Below are 15,326 nucleotides of genomic sequence, written 5' to 3' on the forward strand. Positions count from 1 at the left end.
GCACTTATGTCCTTGCGTGCTTTAGTCGCAGTCATGGTTACGACGACGATGATGGTGCTTCCCCGCGCGTGGGCAGATACCGCCTGGGAAAGCTATAAATCCCGTTTTATGATGGCCGATGGGCGAATCGTTGATACCGGCAACGGCAACGTTTCTCATACCGAAGGGCAGGGGTTTGCTATGCTGCTGGCGGTCGCCAAAAACGATCGCCCTGCCTTTGATAAGCTGTGGCAGTGGACGGATAAAACGCTACGTAATAAAGACAACGGGCTTTTTTACTGGCGCTACAACCCCGTCGCGCCGGACCCTATTGCGGATAAAAACGATGCGACCGACGGCGATACCCTGATCGCGTGGGCGCTGCTGCGCGCGCAGCAGCAGTGGGGGGAGAAATCCTACGGCATCGCTTCAGATGCCATCACCGCGTCGCTGCTGAAGTCGACGGTGATCTCCTTTGCCGGTCATCAGGTGATGCTGCCCGGCGCCAGGGGCTTCAACCGCAACGATCATATCAACCTGAATCCCTCCTACTTTATTTTCCCCGCATGGCAGGCCTTTGCCGCGCGTACCCACCTGACCGCGTGGCGTAAGCTGCAGAGCGATGGGCAGGCGCTGCTGGGTAAAATGGCGTGGGGTAAGGCGCAGCTGCCCAGCGATTGGGTCGCGCTGAGGGCGGACGGCAGGATGGAGCCGGCAAAGGAGTGGCCGCCGCGGATGAGCTACGACGCGATTCGCATCCCGCTTTATCTCTACTGGGCCGATCCGCATAGCGCCCTGCTGACGCCGTGGAAAAGCTGGTTTCAGAGCTATCCGCGGCTGCAGACTCCGGCGTGGGTCAACGTCAATACCAACGACGTGGCTCCGTGGTTTATGACCGGCGGCCTGCTGGCCGTTCGCGACCTGACCACCGGTGAAGCGCAGGACGATCCGCAGCTTAGCGCGCAGGATGATTATTATTCTGCCAGCCTGAAGATGCTGGTCTGGCTGGCGAATAACGACCGCCGGTAAGCAACGACCGGCATCTGAACGGGCCGCGGGGGTAAAACCCTGCGGCCTTTTTCGTTTTTACTGCGGATACGGTACCCAGCTTCCGCCATTCAGCTGTACATAAGGTTTGCCCTGATACTGAATGACGATGGCGTTGGCGTTCTCCGATACCGCGGCGCTCTGCGGCAGGTTGGCGGTGTACTGCGGCCAGTTCACGCTATCCTGGGTAAACATCTTGCCATCAATGGCGCGAACCACCAGTTCAGAGACCGCCAGATAGCTGCTCGGCTGGTCGATAACCAGCGGCGCGCCCTGGCGCGGCGCCTTCATGCCGAAGAACTTCACCGCTGCCGGAACGTTAGTGATCGACGGGCTTGGGATATCGCGCAGGCCGGAGACCTGCATTTTATCGCCCTTCAGCGCCCCGCCGTGCTCCGGTACGACGACCACCATAACCTTGCGGCCTGACTTCTCCAGCCCGGTAAAGAAGCTGTCCAGTTCGTCAAAGAGCTTCTGCGCCCGCACCTTGTAATCAGCCGTTTTGCTCTGACCAGGGAAGTGGTTGCCATCGTGGAGCGGCAGGATGTTGTAGAAGGTCGCGGTGCGCGCATCGCCCTGTTTATTTTCCGTTTCCAGCCAGCGGTTGAGGGTCGCCAGATCGTCATAAACCGGCGAGCCGTCGAAGGCCTGCAGGCTGACCGGCAGACCTTTTTGGTCCATCAGCGGGCTCTGCATGCCGCCCAGGCTGCGCACCTCTTTCAGGAAGTCGCCAAACAGGCCGTTGTGGCCGAGCATCAGCTGCTGTTTGAAGCCGAGCTTCTCCAGGTTTTCAAACAGGTAGCATTCGCTGCCTGACGGCTGATACAGATTGGCATGCGACAGCTGGCCGCAGCTGGCACGGAGCAGGCGAACCGCCGCCGGGCCGCTGTAGGAGGTCGCCGAGTTAAAGTTTTTGAACACGATATCAAAGTGCTTCCACAGCGGATGATCCATCAGCCCGGCGGCTTCAATATCGGACCATGACAGGGAGCAGATATTAATCACCAGCAGATCAAACGGCTGGGCATCCGCCGGCAGCTGTTGCGGGAACGGCGTTTTGCGCTTCTGCTCCGAGGCATAGAACGCATTCAGCCAGTTGGTGAGGTTGGCGGAAGTGGGCGCTTCGGTCTGGGCCGGAATATCGCCGCTAGCGGCAGCGGTGCCCGCCGCCGTTCCTCCGGCGTTGGTGGCGGCAATGACCGCGGTGGTTGCCGCCGCCGTCGTCGGCTGGCCGGCAGGCCACAGGGTGAAGGACGGGAGCAGCGGGCTGACGGCGAGCCACACCATCATCGCCGAGACCAACACCGTGACGCGCAGCCACTGGCTGATAAACAGCCACAGTACCAGCAGCACAAAGAAGGCGCCGACCATATTCCAGTTAATAAAGCGGGTCACCAGGTCCCGGATATAATCCGCGCTAAAGCCGGCAAGCTGGGAGCCCTGGCTGAAAATACTCTCCGGGCCGGGCAGCCAGGTATCGTGCCAGAACAGCGCAATGCCGACGGGAATAGCGATCCAGTGGCGCAGGCGGTGCAGCTTATATTTCGGCAGCGGTACCAGTAAAAAGGCGAGAAACACCAGGTTAAGCAGCGGGTGAAAATTAAGATATCCCGCCCATAGCAGAGCAAACTTCACCAGAAAGTAGAAATTCCACCCGGCAAGGCCGCGCCAGTATTGCCAGAGCGGAAGCGGCGTTGCGGTAGTTTTGGGATTGGTCATTTATTCACTTTGCCTTGCTTAGCCGTCGCTTCCCGGCGCAGTACGCCAGCCGGTTTAACATAACGGGGTTTAAAGAACATCAATCGTAAGGTGGTGCGGATACGGCGCTGGTAGTGGCGCGTAAGGTAGCCCAACGGGAAAAACAGCAGCGCGCAGAGCACCACCAGCTGAATAATATCGCTGAGAGACATCATGACTTTTGCTCCCCGTCGCCAGACAGCCGGTGCGGCTCAGGTATCCGGCGCCAGCTGCGTCCGTCGTGGGCGGCATTGATAGTCTCGTTTTTGCCTACCGTAATGGGCAGCGGCGTGTTCCACTTATCCGCAGCGATGCCGCGCATCAGCAAAATTTCAGCCGTAATTTGCTTATCTTCGAACCAAATCATGCGGTTAGAGAAAATGTCGCCGGTAGGAAGCGGGAAAATATGGTTTAACGCGGTATCCAGATCGTTCACGCGGCAAAATGACAGAAACAGCACCAGCCGGTTGTTGCCGATGGTCATGATATCGCCCATGCGGTTGGGCTTGCAGAGCGTTAGCGCCTGCTCAACGCGCAGGCCCGGCGCCGGACGTAGCGCGACCATGACGCCTTTGCTGTCCGCAGGCAGCATGGTGTTGGCCATGATGTTATACACCGCGGAACAAAAGTCATCCCATCGCTGATAGCCGCGCAGTTTTAGCGGCTGGCTCCAGGCGATAAGGGTGGCGAAATCTTCCGGAATATGGCGGCTAAACTTCTGTTTCTGAACGCTTTCAATTAGCGTCAGGCAGCGAGAAAGCGGCGCGCCGCAGGGGATGACCATATTCGCGCCGCTGCTGAGCAGCAGTCGTTCATCGGTGGCGCGCAGGCTGGGAGTCTGTTCGCGGACAATGATTTTTAATGCACTCCCGCGCTGGCGGCGCAGGGTATGAATATAGCGCCCCAGCTGCTCTATCTGTACATTTTGGGTTACGCTGAACAGCACCGTTGCCGCCTGTGCCGTTCTGGCGGCGTTAAACACGGCGTCGTTGGTATCAAACAGCGTCCAGTATTCCGACAGCGCCGGGGCGCCTTCGAGGACGCGTAAATTGCTTAATACGGCCTTTTCGTCGCTGCGCGGCTGAACGATCGTTTCTTCGTCCTGCGCCAGTCGCCATCCGGCTTCGTCTTGTAAAACAACCAGCTGTTGCTGCGCGCTCATTCCTTTTTCACTGCCCCACCAGGCTATATCAAACAGGAAACTATCGCCCTCATAGCGGATACTGGCGAGACCGGAAAGAGAACGATACTGGTATAATAACGGTGAAAGCTGCTTATCATTATTGTTACCAGAATTAAGTACTAATAAAGAGCAGTTGTGGTATTTGGTCCACCGCGATGACTTTTCCACCCAATTGCATAATTGTGCACTTTTTATATTTTGCCAGGCATTTTCAGCGCATAGCAGAATAAATAGATAATTGCCAGGTTCAAGCGAGCAGAGTATATCACGGTGCATTTCTTCTAACCCTTCCGTCAGGTTCGGTAGGGTAAATAACATAATTTTTTCCGGGCCGCTGTTATTATCTAATGAAATGATTTTACTCGGGTTCTCACCCATTACGATCGCTGCAACCTTGCCATCTTTAGCCTGCGCGGCCAGCGTATGGTTGAGCAGACTGACCGCATCAACATAGCGGTCAACGTTGAGCCACCATACCCCGCCAACGGGCATATGGCTAACCTCGTCCCATAATGACGAAATACCCAAAGTATATACGATATCCACGACGCCCCTCGCGAGCCCTGATTTACACTGAATTAGTTTACTAGCGAAAGCGGCAGAGTAAACCTAACATTGAAATTAAAGAGCATCAGTCTTAGCATATAGGGCCATTTAAGAATGGCCTTGTACACTTCAGTTATTATTTATGTGTTGTTTGAATGGACAGAGAAATGTCAGGAAAAGAGCCTGTAGTGCCCTCAGATGCAACGCTGGGTTATACCTTTCAAAATGATTTCCTGGCATTAAGCCGGGCATTTTCTCTGCCTGAAATTGATTACCACGACATTTCCCGACGCGAGCAGCTAGCTGCGGCGCTGAAACGCTGGCCATTACTGGCAGAATTAGCAGAGAAAAAGTAACAAGTAAGGACGCCGTCGATGGCTATTCTTGGATTACAGGGCATCCGTGGCGGCGTGGGCACAACGTCGATTGCCGCGTCGCTCGCCTGGGCGCTACAGCAGCTGGGTGAAACGGTTCTGGTGGTTGATGCCAGCCCGGATAATATGCTGCGCTTTTTTTTCAACGTCGATGCCGGCCATCGCGAAGGGTGGGCGCGGTCCTTAATTGACGGCGGCGACTGGCGCGACGCCGGCATGCGCTATACCTCCCATATTGATATTTTACCCTTCGGTCAGCTGACGCCGGGCGAAAGAGAGCATCTCGACAGACTCTACCCGACGCTGGAGCCGCTGGCCGATATCGTGCAGCAGCTCAGCCAGCAGGGCGATCGTCGCTGGCTGCTGCTCGATTTACCCGCGGATTTTTCCCCGCTGACCCGCTCGCTGCTCGACGTCTGCAACCGTACGCTGGTGGTGGTGCACCCGGACGGCAACAGCCATATTCGCCTGCATCAGCAGGCGCTGGCGGCGAACCGCGATATTCTGATCAACGATCTGCGGGTTGGCAGCCAGCTGCAGGAAGATTTATATCAGCTCTGGCTGGAGAGCCAGCGGCGCATTCTGCCGATCGCCATTCATCGTGATGAGGCGATGGCGGAGTGCCTGGCGGCGAAGCAGCCGCTGGGTGAGTATCGGCAGGACTCTCTGGCGGCGGAAGAGATCCTGACGCTTGCCAACTGGTGCCTGCTGCACTACTCCGGCAAGGGGGCGTAATAATGCGCCTGAGCACGCTGCTGCTGGCTCCCCCGGTCGCCGAACGCCTGAGCGAACGCTACGGCGACTATCGCCAGCACGGCGCGTCGTGGCTCGCGGCTACGCTGGGCTGCCTGTGGGCGGCGCTGGCGTGGGCGCTGATGCCGCTGGAAACTCCGCGCTGGCAGGCGATCCTCGCCAGGCACGGCGACTATTTCCCGCATATTAATCCCCATCGGCCGCGGCCGCTCGATCCGCTCCGCTACCTGCTGCAATCCGTGTGGCTGCTGACGACCCGGGTGCCTGAGCCGGAGAAAAAGGTCAACTGGCGCTCGCTGGCGGCCCTCGAAGGCGTGCACGGCCGCTATGCGCAGTGGTTGGACACCTTCCCCGAACGGGTGAACACCCGCACCGGTCATCTGGATAAATACAAAGAGCTTGCGCACCTCAATCCTAAGCTGCGCAAGGCGATCCTCAGCGTGGTGGTTTTTTTCTCGCTGATCCTCGCGCTACTCTGCATCACCCAGCCGTTTAACCCGATTTCGCAGTTTATCTTCCTGCTGCTGCTGTGGGGCGTGGCGCTGATGGTGCGGCGCATTCCGGGGCGCTTCTCGGCGCTGATGCTCATCGTGCTCTCGCTCACCGTCTCCTGCCGCTATATCTGGTGGCGCTATACCTCGACGCTGAACTGGGACGATCCCGTTAGCCTGGTGTGCGGGCTGGTGCTGCTGTTCGCCGAAACCTACGCCTGGCTGGTGCTGGTGCTGGGGTATTTCCAGGTGATATGGCCGCTCAACCGTCAGCCGGTGCCGCTGCCCAAAGATATGGCCGAGTGGCCGACGGTCGATATTTTCGTGCCCACCTATAACGAAGACCTGAACGTGGTGAAAAATACCATTTACGCTTCGCAGGGCATCGACTGGCCGAAAGATAAGCTGAATATCTGGATCCTCGATGACGGCGGGCGCGAAGAGTTTCGCCAGTTCGCCAGGGACGTCGGGGTGCACTACATCGCCCGCGAGACGCACGAGCACGCGAAGGCCGGGAACATCAACAATGCGCTGAAATATGCCAACGGCGAGTTCGTCTCCATTTTCGACTGCGACCACGTCCCGACGCGCTCTTTCCTGCAGATGACGATGGGCTGGTTCCTGAAAGAGAAAGAGCTGGCGATGATGCAGACGCCGCACCACTTTTTCTCGCCGGACCCGTTTGAACGCAACCTCGGGCGTTTTCGTAAAACCCCGAACGAGGGCACCCTGTTTTATGGCCTCGTGCAGGACGGCAACGATATGTGGGACGCCACCTTCTTCTGCGGCTCCTGCGCGGTGATTCGCCGCGGGCCGCTCGATGAAATCGGCGGTATTGCCGTCGAAACGGTGACCGAAGATGCGCATACCTCCCTGCGCCTGCACCGCCGGGGCCATACTTCCGCCTATATGCGTATTCCGCAGGCCGCCGGGCTGGCGACCGAAAGCCTGTCGGCGCATATCGGCCAGCGTATCCGCTGGGCGCGCGGGATGGTGCAGATTTTCCGTCTCGACAACCCGCTGTTCGGTAAAGGGCTCAAGCTGGCGCAGCGGCTCTGCTACGTCAATGCGATGATGCACTTCCTGTCCGGTATTCCGCGGCTGATCTTCCTGACCGCGCCGCTGGCCTTTTTACTGCTGCACGCCTATATCATCTATGCTCCCGCGCTGATGATCGCGCTGTTTGTGCTGCCGCATATGATTCACGCCAGCCTGACTAACTCGAAGATTCAGGGTAAATATCGCCACTCTTTCTGGAGCGAAATCTACGAGACTGTGCTGGCCTGGTATATTGCGCCGCCGACCTTCGTCGCGCTGATTAACCCGCATAAGGGCAAGTTCAACGTCACGGCGAAGGGCGGTCTGGTGGAGGACGAGTACGTCGACTGGGTTATCTCTCGTCCCTACATCTACCTCGTGCTGCTTAACCTGGTTGGCGTCGGGGTCGGCATCTGGCGCCACTTCTACGGCCCGGAAAACGAAATACTGACCGTTTGGGTCAGCATCGTCTGGGTGTTTTATAACCTGATTATTCTCGGCGGCGCGGTGGCGGTATCGGTAGAAAGTAAGCAGGTCCGCCGCTCGCACCGCGTGGAAATGAACATGCCGGCGGCGATTGCCCGCGAAGATGGCCACCTCTTCTCCTGCACCGTCCACGACTATTCTGACGGCGGGATCGGGATCAAAATTCACGGTAAAGCGCAGGTCCTCGAAGGGCAGAAGGTCAACCTGCTGCTCAAACGCGGCCAGCAGGAGTACGTCTTTCCGACGCGGGTAGCCCGCGTGAACGACAGTGAAGTCGGCCTGCAGCTGCTGCCGTTGACCAATAAGCAGCATATCGATTTTGTGCAGTGTACGTTTGCCCGCGCTGATACGTGGGCGCTTTGGCAGGATAGCTTCCCGGAAGATAAACCGATGGAAAGCCTGCTGGATATCCTGAAACTGGGGTTCCGTGGATATCGTCACCTGGCGGAGTTCTCGCCGCCGTCGGTGAAGGTTATTTTCCGCTCGCTCACCCTGCTGGTTGCCTGGATAGTCTCGTTTATTCCCCGTCGTCCCGAACGCGCCGCGGCGATACTAACTTTGGAACCAGAAATGGCTCAACAATGATGATAATGCGATGAAAAGAAAACTCTCCTTGATTTGTGCAGTGGCGGTGGGAATGGCTGGCTGGTACCCCTTCGCGTCTTATCCGGAACCTACGGCGGCGCCGACCGCCGCCGTGACGCTCCCCACCCCGGAGCCCACCCTCGCGGAAGGTCAGCCAACGGCGACCGTCGTTGACCCGGCCGCGCCGGTGGTGGTGGCGGAAAATATCCCGACCCGCGACGTCAAGCTGAGCTTTGCCAAAATCGCTCCGGCGCCGGGCAGCATGGTACTGCGCGGCGCGCGTCCCGATGGCTCGGTAGAGTTTGGCATGCGTAGCGACGAGGTGGTGGCAAAAGCGCTGCTCAATCTCGACTATACGCCGTCGCCGTCGCTGCTGCCGGTACAGTCGCAGCTGAAGGTCTACCTCAACGATGAGCTGATGGGCGTCCTGCCGGTCACTAAAGAGCAGTTGGGTAAAAAGGTCCACGCGCAGATCCCCATCGATCCGCTGTATATCACCGACTTTAACCGCGTTCGTCTGGAGTTTGTCGGCCACTATCGCGACGTTTGTGAGAACCCGGCCAGCAGCACGCTGTGGCTGGACGTCGGGCGCGACAGCAACCTGGACCTGACCTATCAGTCGCTGAAGGTCCGCAACGATCTGTCCCATTTCCCGGTGCCATTCTACGACTCCCGGGATAACCGCCCGCTGACTTTACCGATGGTTTTCGCCTCTGCGCCGGACGTGCGGCAGCAGCAGGCGGCGGCGATTGTCGCCTCCTGGTTTGGCAGCAAGGCCGGCTGGCGCGGCCAGCAGTTCCCGGTCTATTTCAACGATCTGCCGGATCGCAATGCCATCGTTTTTGCCACCAACGACAGACGCCCGGATTTCCTGCGCGAGCGCCCGCCGGTTAACGCGCCGACTATCGAAATGATTGACCATCCGGACAACCCGTACGTCAAGCTGCTGGTGGTGCTGGGCCGTGACGATAAAGATCTGCTGCTGGCGGCGAAGGGCATTGCGCAGGGCAATATCCTGTTCCGCGGCAGCAGCGTGGTGGTGGACGACGTTAAGCAGCTGCAGGCGCGTAAACCTTACGATGCGCCAAACTGGGTGCGGACCGACCGCGCGGTGACCTTTGCTGAACTGAAAACCTACGAACAGCAGCTGCAGTCCAGCGGGCTGGTGCCAGACTCGATTAACGTGGCGCTCAACCTGCCGCCGGATCTCTATCTGCTGCGCGCCAACGGCATCGATATGGATCTGAAATATCGCTACACCATGCCGCCGGTCAAAGATAGCTCGCGCATGGATATCAGCCTGAATGACCAGTTCCTGCAGTCGTTCAGCCTCAACAGCTCTCAGGACGTCAACAAGCTGCTACTCCGCCTGCCGGTGCTGCAGGGGCTGCTGGACGGTAACACCGCGGTGACTATCCCGGCGCTGCGCCTGGGGGCCATGAACCAGCTGCGCTTTGATTTCCAGTACATGAACCCGATGCCGGGTGGCTCAATTGATAACTGTATTACCTTCCAGCCGGTACAGAACCACGTGGTGATTGGCGACGATTCGACGATTGATTTCTCGAAGTATTACCACTTTATCACCATGCCGGACCTGCGGGTCTTTGCCAACTCGGGCTTCCCGTATAGCCGGATGGCCGACCTCGCCGAAACCCTGGTGGTGGTGCCGAAAACGCCGACCCCAGGGCAGGTCGCAACGCTGCTGGAATCCGTCGGCGGCATCAGCGCCCAGACCGGCCTGGCGGCGATTAATATCCAGCTAACCGATGACGGGAGCCAGATTAAGGGCAAAGACGCCGACCTGCTGCTGATCGGCTCAATTCCGCCTGCGCTGAAGGACGATACGCAGATTAGCCTGCTGGTTGAGGCGACGAAAAGCTGGGTGAAAATGCCGATGCGCCACTACGAGCTGCCGAGCATTTATCCTGACGATGAAGCCCGGACGCCGAATACGCGCGCGGACATCACCTCTTCCGGCCCGATGGCGGCCATTATTGGCTTCCAGTCGCCGTATCACGACCAGCGTAGCGTCGTGGCGCTGCTGGCGGACAGCGCGCGCGGCAACGAACTGCTCAATGACGCGCTGAACGACAGCGGGAAACGAGCGGCGATGTTTGGTTCGGCGGTGGTCGTTCGTGAATCCGGCGTCAACAGCCTGCGGGTGGGCGATGTCTATTATGTCGGGCATCTGCCGTGGTTTGAGCGCATCTGGTTTGCGCTCTCCAACCATCCGGTGCTGCTGGCTATTCTGGCGGCGGTCAGCATCGTGCTGCTGGCGTGGGTACTGTGGCGCATGCTGCGTATCGTCAGCCGTCGTCGCCTGCACCTGGATGATGAGTAGACCATGATGAATGCGCTACGCGGAGCGGTGATATCGCTGTTGATGCTGGCGGCGGCGCAGGCCAGCGCCGCCTGCCGGTGGCCGGCCTGGGATCAGTTCAGGAAAGAGTACGTCAGCGCCGAAGGTCGCGTGGTTGATCCCAGCGATCCGCGGAAAATCACCACTTCTGAAGGGCAAAGCTATGGCCTGTTCTTCGCCCTGGCGGCCAACGATCGCGATGCGTTCGGCCAGCTGCTGCAGTGGACGCAGAACAACCTCGCCGAGGGCGATCTGCGCGCGCATCTGCCCGGCTGGCTGTGGGGCAAAAAGAGCGATAGCGAGTGGACGATGCTGGACAGCAACTCGGCCTCCGACTCGGATCTGTGGATAGCCTGGTCGCTGCTGGAGGCCGGGCGCCTGTGGCAGATGCCGCAGTACGTTGAGGTGGGGAAAGCGCTGCTGTCGCGCATTGCCGATGAAGAGGTGGCGGACGTGCCGGGGCTGGGGCCGCTGGTGCTGCCGGGGAAGGTCGGCTTTGCCGACGATAAAGGCTGGCGCTTCAATCCCAGCTATCTTCCGCCGCAGCTGGCGAACTATTTTGTCCGCTACGGCGCGCCCTGGCCGAAGCTGCGCGACGGCAATATCCGCCTGCTGCTGGAGACGGCGCCAAAGGGCTTCTCCCCGGACTGGGTACGCTACGAGAAAGAGAAGGGCTGGCAGCTGAAGGCGGATAAACCGATTATCGGCAGCTATGACGCGATCCGCGTCTATCTGTGGGTCGGCATGCTCAATGACGCCGATAAGCAGAAAGCGCGGCTGCTGGCGCATTTTAAACCGATGGCGGAACAGACCATTCGCCAGGGCCTGCCGCCGGAAAAAGTGAATATCGCCGCGGCGAAGACTACCGGCAACGGTCCGGTGGGGTTCTCGGCCTCGCTGCTGCCGTTTTTACAAAATGAGGATGCCCGGGCCGTTCAGCGCCAGCGGGTCAGCGACAACTATCCCGGCGCGGACGCGTACTACAACGCGGTCCTGACCCTTTTTGGCCAGGGATGGGATCAACATCGCTTTCGCTTTACCGCCGATGGCGAATTACAACCTGACTGGAACCAGGAATGCGCAAGTTCTCACTAACGTTTATCACCCTGACCTTGGGAGTTGCGCTCCTGCCGCTGGCCCAGGCGGAGACCACGCCTGCTCAGGACCATCTGCTGGAACAGGTGCGGCTGGGGGAAGCGAGCAATCGTGAAGATCTGGTGCGTCAATCGCTGTACCGGCTGGAGCTGATTGACCCGAACAATCCGGACGTTATCTCCGCGCGGATGCGCTATCTGCTGCGCCAGGGCGATACCGAAGGGGCAAAGAAACAGCTCGATCGCCTGGCGAAGCTGGCCCCGGATTCGATCGCTCTGAAATCCTCGCGTAGCGAAATGAACCTCAGCACCGGCGACGGGCGTCAGGCGCTGCAGCAGGCGCGCCTGCTGGGCATCTCGGGGCATGTCGAAGAGGGGGTGGCCGCGTTCGAAAAGCTGTTCGGCGGCGCCCCGCCGGATGAAACGCTTGCCATTGAATACTGGTCGCTGGTGGCGCGTCTGCCGGCCCGGCATAACGAAGCCGTCGGCCAGCTTAAAAAAATTAACGCCCGCTCGCCGGGCAACGTCACCCTGCAAACCGCGCTGGCTAAGCTGATGTTTGCCGACAATAAGCCGGATGAAGGCTTTGCCTGGCTGGAGCAGATGTCGCGCTCTGCCGCCGGCCGCGGCGCTGCCGCCTCGATGTGGTTCGACAAAATAAAAGATATGCCGGCAAGCCGCGCCAGCGTGCAGGCGCTTCAGCGCTTTCTGGTTCTCTTCGCTACCGGCGAGTCGGCGGCTAATGCCCGGGTGCTGCTCGATCGGCAGCAGGCGCAGCTTAAAGACCCGACGTTCCGCGCCCGCTCCGAAGGGCTGGCGGCGGTCAAAAGCGATAAACCTTCTCAGGCGGTGGCGGATTTACAGCAGGCCGTTCGCGCGGATGCGAAGGACAGCGACGCCGTGGGCGCGCTGGGGCAGGCCTACTCCCGGCGCGGCGATCGCGCCCGCGCCGTGACGCAGTTGAATAAAGCGCTCGCGATGGCGCCGGATAGCCCGAATCGCGATAAATGGCGCAGCCTGCTGCAAACCAACCGCTACTGGCTGCTGATAAAGCAGGGCGATAGCGCGCTGAAGGCCGGGCAGCTGGCGCAGGCGCAAAGCGCTTACGCGCAGGCGCAGCGGGTGGATCGCACCGACAGCTACGCGGTTCTTGGCCTTGGCGACGTGGCTGCCGCGCGCAAAGAGAGCGCCGCAGCGGAGAGCTATTATCAACGCGCGCTGCGCATGGATCGCGGCAACAGCCTGGCGGTACGCGGGCTGGCGAACCTCTATCGTGCGGAATCGGCGGAAAAAGCCAGCGCATTTATCGCCGGACTGACGCCGGCCCAGCGGCGCAGCATTGACGATATCGAACGCAGCCTGACCAACGAGCGCCTGGAAAAGCAGGCTGAGGCGCTGGAGAGCCAGGGTAACTGGGCGCAGGCTGCGGAAGTGCAGCGTCGACGCCTGGCGCTCGACCCCGATAGCGTCTGGATCACATACCGCCTGTCGCGAGATTTAGTGAACGCAGGTGAGCGGGCCGAGGCGGATGCGCTGATGCGCGCGATGGCCAGCCGCAGGCCGGGCGATGCCGAACGGGTGTATGCCTGGGGCCTTTATTTATCCGGCAACGGCCAGGACGACATGGCCCTGGCGCAGATTAACGCTCTGCCGCGTAGCCAGTGGAACGACAATATTCGCGAGCTTGAGGCGCGTCTGCGGAGCGACAAGATTCTGCGCCAGGCCAACGGGCTGCGCGACGCGGGCCAGGAGGCGCAGGCGATTGCGCTGATTAAGCAGCAGCCCGCTTCGGTTCGCTACGATCTGACCCTCGCCGACTGGGCGCAGCAGCGCGGCGACGCGCAGGCGGCGATCCTCCAGTACAACGCGGCGTTGCGTAAAGAGGCCAGTAACGGCGACGCCCGGCTGGGGCTGGCGGAAGTCTACCTTGCCGAGGGCGACAAGAACGCCGCGCGCGCGCAGGTCGCGCAGCTGAAGGGCGAGGACGCCGCATCGATCAATATGCAGCGGCGCGTCGCGCTGGCTGAGGCCGGGCTGGGCAACGCGGCGCAGGCGCGGCAGATCTTTAGCCGTATCACCACCCAGGCGAAAGCGCAGCCGCCGTCGATGGAGAGCGCGCTGGTGCTGCGCGATGCGGCGCGTTTTCAGGCGCAAAACGGCCAGCCGCAGCAGGCGCTGGAAAGCTATAAAGACGCGATGGTGGCCTCCGGCGTGGCGACGGCTCGTCCGCAGGATAACAACACCTTCACCCGCCTCACCCGCAACGACGCCCACGACGACTGGCTGAAGCGCGGGATCCGCAGCGACGCGGCGGATCTTTATCGCCAGCAGGATCTTAACGTCACGCTGGAGCATGATTACTGGGGGTCCAGCGGTACCGGCGGCTACTCCGATTTAAAAGCGCAAACGACGATGCTGCACGTGGACGCGCCGCTGGCCGATGGCCGGATGTTCTTCCGTACCGATTTGGTCAATATGAACGCCGGCAGCTTCTCAACCAACGGCGACGGCAGCTATTCGCCGAGCTGGGGCACCTGCGGCGAAATTGCCTGCACCAGCGGCAGCCTTCACCAGAGCGACGGCGGGGCGAGCGTGGCGGTAGGGTGGAAGAATGACACCTGGAGCGGCGATATCGGCACCACGCCGATGGGCTTTAACGTTGTCGATGTCGTCGGCGGTCTGAGCTACAGCGACGATCTTGGCCCGCTGGGCTACACCCTCAATCTGCATCGTCGGCCGATTTCCAGCTCCCTGCTGGCATTTGGCGGGCAGAAGGACAGCGGCAGCCATACGGGTAAAACCTGGGGCGGGGTGCGCGCCGACGGCGGCGGCGTCAGCCTGAGCTACGACAAAGGGGAAGCCAACGGCGTCTGGTCTTCGCTGGGGGCCGACCAGCTCACCGGCAAAAACGTCGCCGATAACTGGCGCGTGCGCTGGATGAGCGGCTACTACTATAAAGTCATTAACGAGGATAACCGCCGCGTGACGGTCGGCCTGAGCAATATGCTCTGGCACTATGACAAGGACCTCAGCGGCTATACTCTGGGACAGGGCGGCTACTATAGCCCGCAGGAGTACGTCTCTTTCGCCGTGCCGGTGACCTGGCGTCAGCGTACCGAAAACTGGTCGTGGGAGCTTGGCGGCTCCGTCTCCTGGTCACATTCGCGGACGAAAACCGAGGCGCGCTATCCGCTGTTGAACCTCATTCCCTCAGAGTATCGCGCCGATGCCAGCCAGCTCAGCGAGCAGGGCAGCAGCAGCCAGGGCTTTGGCTATACCGCCCGGGCGCTGGTCGAGCGGCGGGTTACCGGCAACTGGTTCGTGGGCGCGGCGGTCGATATCCAGCAGGCCAAGGACTATACCCCAAGCCATGCGCTGCTCTATGTTCGCTATTCGGCCTCCGGCTGGCAGGGCGATATGAATATGCCGCCGCAGCCGCTGGTTCCCTACGCTGATTGGTAGCAGAATAGGCTGAATTACGCGATCAACCGTCACTCCACCCCTGTGTTCGCGTATACTCGTCGTACTTCGCGCCGCGGGGGGCATCTCCCGCTCGCGCTGCGCTAACCGGAACGCCGGCCTGGCGTGCCCGCAAGCCCGATGGCGGTGCTTCGCACCCGTCCTGCTTACCCGTTTAGCGCTCTCTGCCGG

General features: G+C 60.3%; 10 protein-coding genes. 7 read left to right on the forward strand and 3 right to left on the reverse strand.

Annotated features, from left to right (window positions below):
* Window positions 1–6 precede the first annotated feature (6 nt).
* The gene (locus NWP14_RS16635) at window positions 7–1,008 is read left to right on the forward strand and encodes a glycosyl hydrolase family 8 (protein ID WP_095102804.1); all 1,002 of its coding nucleotides are present in this window, start codon (window positions 7–9) and stop codon (window positions 1,006–1,008) included.
* Window positions 1,009–1,065: 57 nt separating this feature from the next.
* On the opposite strand, the gene bcsG is transcribed toward NWP14_RS16635, so the two are convergent.
* Genes bcsG through bcsE form a run of 3 tightly spaced genes read right to left on the reverse strand, consistent with a single transcriptional unit; the run spans window position 1,066 to window position 4,492 of the window.
* Window positions 1,066–2,745, reverse strand: a complete 1,680-nt coding sequence (bcsG, locus tag NWP14_RS16640) for a cellulose biosynthesis protein BcsG (RefSeq protein ID WP_088912220.1) — start codon at window positions 2,743–2,745, stop codon at window positions 1,066–1,068.
* The gene (gene bcsF, locus NWP14_RS16645; RefSeq protein WP_088912221.1) at window positions 2,742–2,939 is read right to left on the reverse strand and encodes a cellulose biosynthesis protein BcsF; all 198 of its coding nucleotides are present in this window, start codon (window positions 2,937–2,939) and stop codon (window positions 2,742–2,744) included. The genes bcsG and bcsF overlap by 4 nt, the downstream gene beginning before the upstream one ends.
* Window positions 2,936–4,492 carry a cellulose biosynthesis protein BcsE gene (gene bcsE / locus NWP14_RS16650; protein ID WP_375215683.1) on the reverse strand — a complete coding sequence of 519 codons (1,557 nt, stop codon included), beginning with the start codon at window positions 4,490–4,492 and terminating at the stop codon, window positions 2,936–2,938. Before bcsE ends, bcsF begins: the two co-directional genes overlap by 4 nt.
* 167 nt (window positions 4,493–4,659) lie before the next feature.
* On the opposite strand from bcsE, the gene bcsR reads away from it, so the two are divergent.
* The 6 genes from bcsR to bcsC are packed head-to-tail and all read left to right on the forward strand — an operon-like array spanning window position 4,660 to window position 15,137.
* The gene (bcsR, locus tag NWP14_RS16655; protein ID WP_095102810.1) at window positions 4,660–4,848 is read left to right on the forward strand and encodes a cellulose biosynthesis protein BcsR; all 189 of its coding nucleotides are present in this window, start codon (window positions 4,660–4,662) and stop codon (window positions 4,846–4,848) included.
* 18 nt (window positions 4,849–4,866) lie between these two features.
* Window positions 4,867–5,601, forward strand: a complete 735-nt coding sequence (gene bcsQ, locus NWP14_RS16660; RefSeq protein ID WP_095102812.1) for a cellulose biosynthesis protein BcsQ — start codon at window positions 4,867–4,869, stop codon at window positions 5,599–5,601.
* Window positions 5,601–8,219 (forward strand): UDP-forming cellulose synthase catalytic subunit, encoded by a 2,619-nt coding sequence (gene bcsA, locus NWP14_RS16665; RefSeq protein ID WP_375215748.1) that lies wholly within the window; start codon window positions 5,601–5,603, stop codon window positions 8,217–8,219. Before bcsQ ends, bcsA begins: the two co-directional genes overlap by 1 nt.
* Before the next feature lie 10 nt (window positions 8,220–8,229).
* Entirely contained in the window at window positions 8,230–10,563 is a 2,334-nt protein-coding gene (bcsB, locus tag NWP14_RS16670) for a cellulose biosynthesis cyclic di-GMP-binding regulatory protein BcsB (RefSeq protein WP_375215684.1), read from the forward strand.
* Between the two features lie 3 nt (window positions 10,564–10,566).
* On the forward strand, window positions 10,567–11,676 hold the full coding sequence (gene bcsZ, locus NWP14_RS16675) for a cellulose synthase complex periplasmic endoglucanase BcsZ (protein WP_331835105.1): 1,110 nt from the start codon (window positions 10,567–10,569) through the stop codon (window positions 11,674–11,676).
* Window positions 11,658–15,137, forward strand: coding sequence for a cellulose synthase complex outer membrane protein BcsC (gene bcsC / locus NWP14_RS16680; RefSeq protein WP_375215685.1), 3,480 nt, complete (start codon window positions 11,658–11,660; stop codon window positions 15,135–15,137). Before bcsZ ends, bcsC begins: the two co-directional genes overlap by 19 nt.
* The last annotated feature ends 189 nt before the right edge of the window (window positions 15,138–15,326 follow it).

The organism is Klebsiella sp. C349492 (assembly GCF_042055345.1).
GTDB classification, from domain to species: Bacteria; Pseudomonadota; Gammaproteobacteria; order Enterobacterales; family Enterobacteriaceae; genus Klebsiella; species Klebsiella scottii.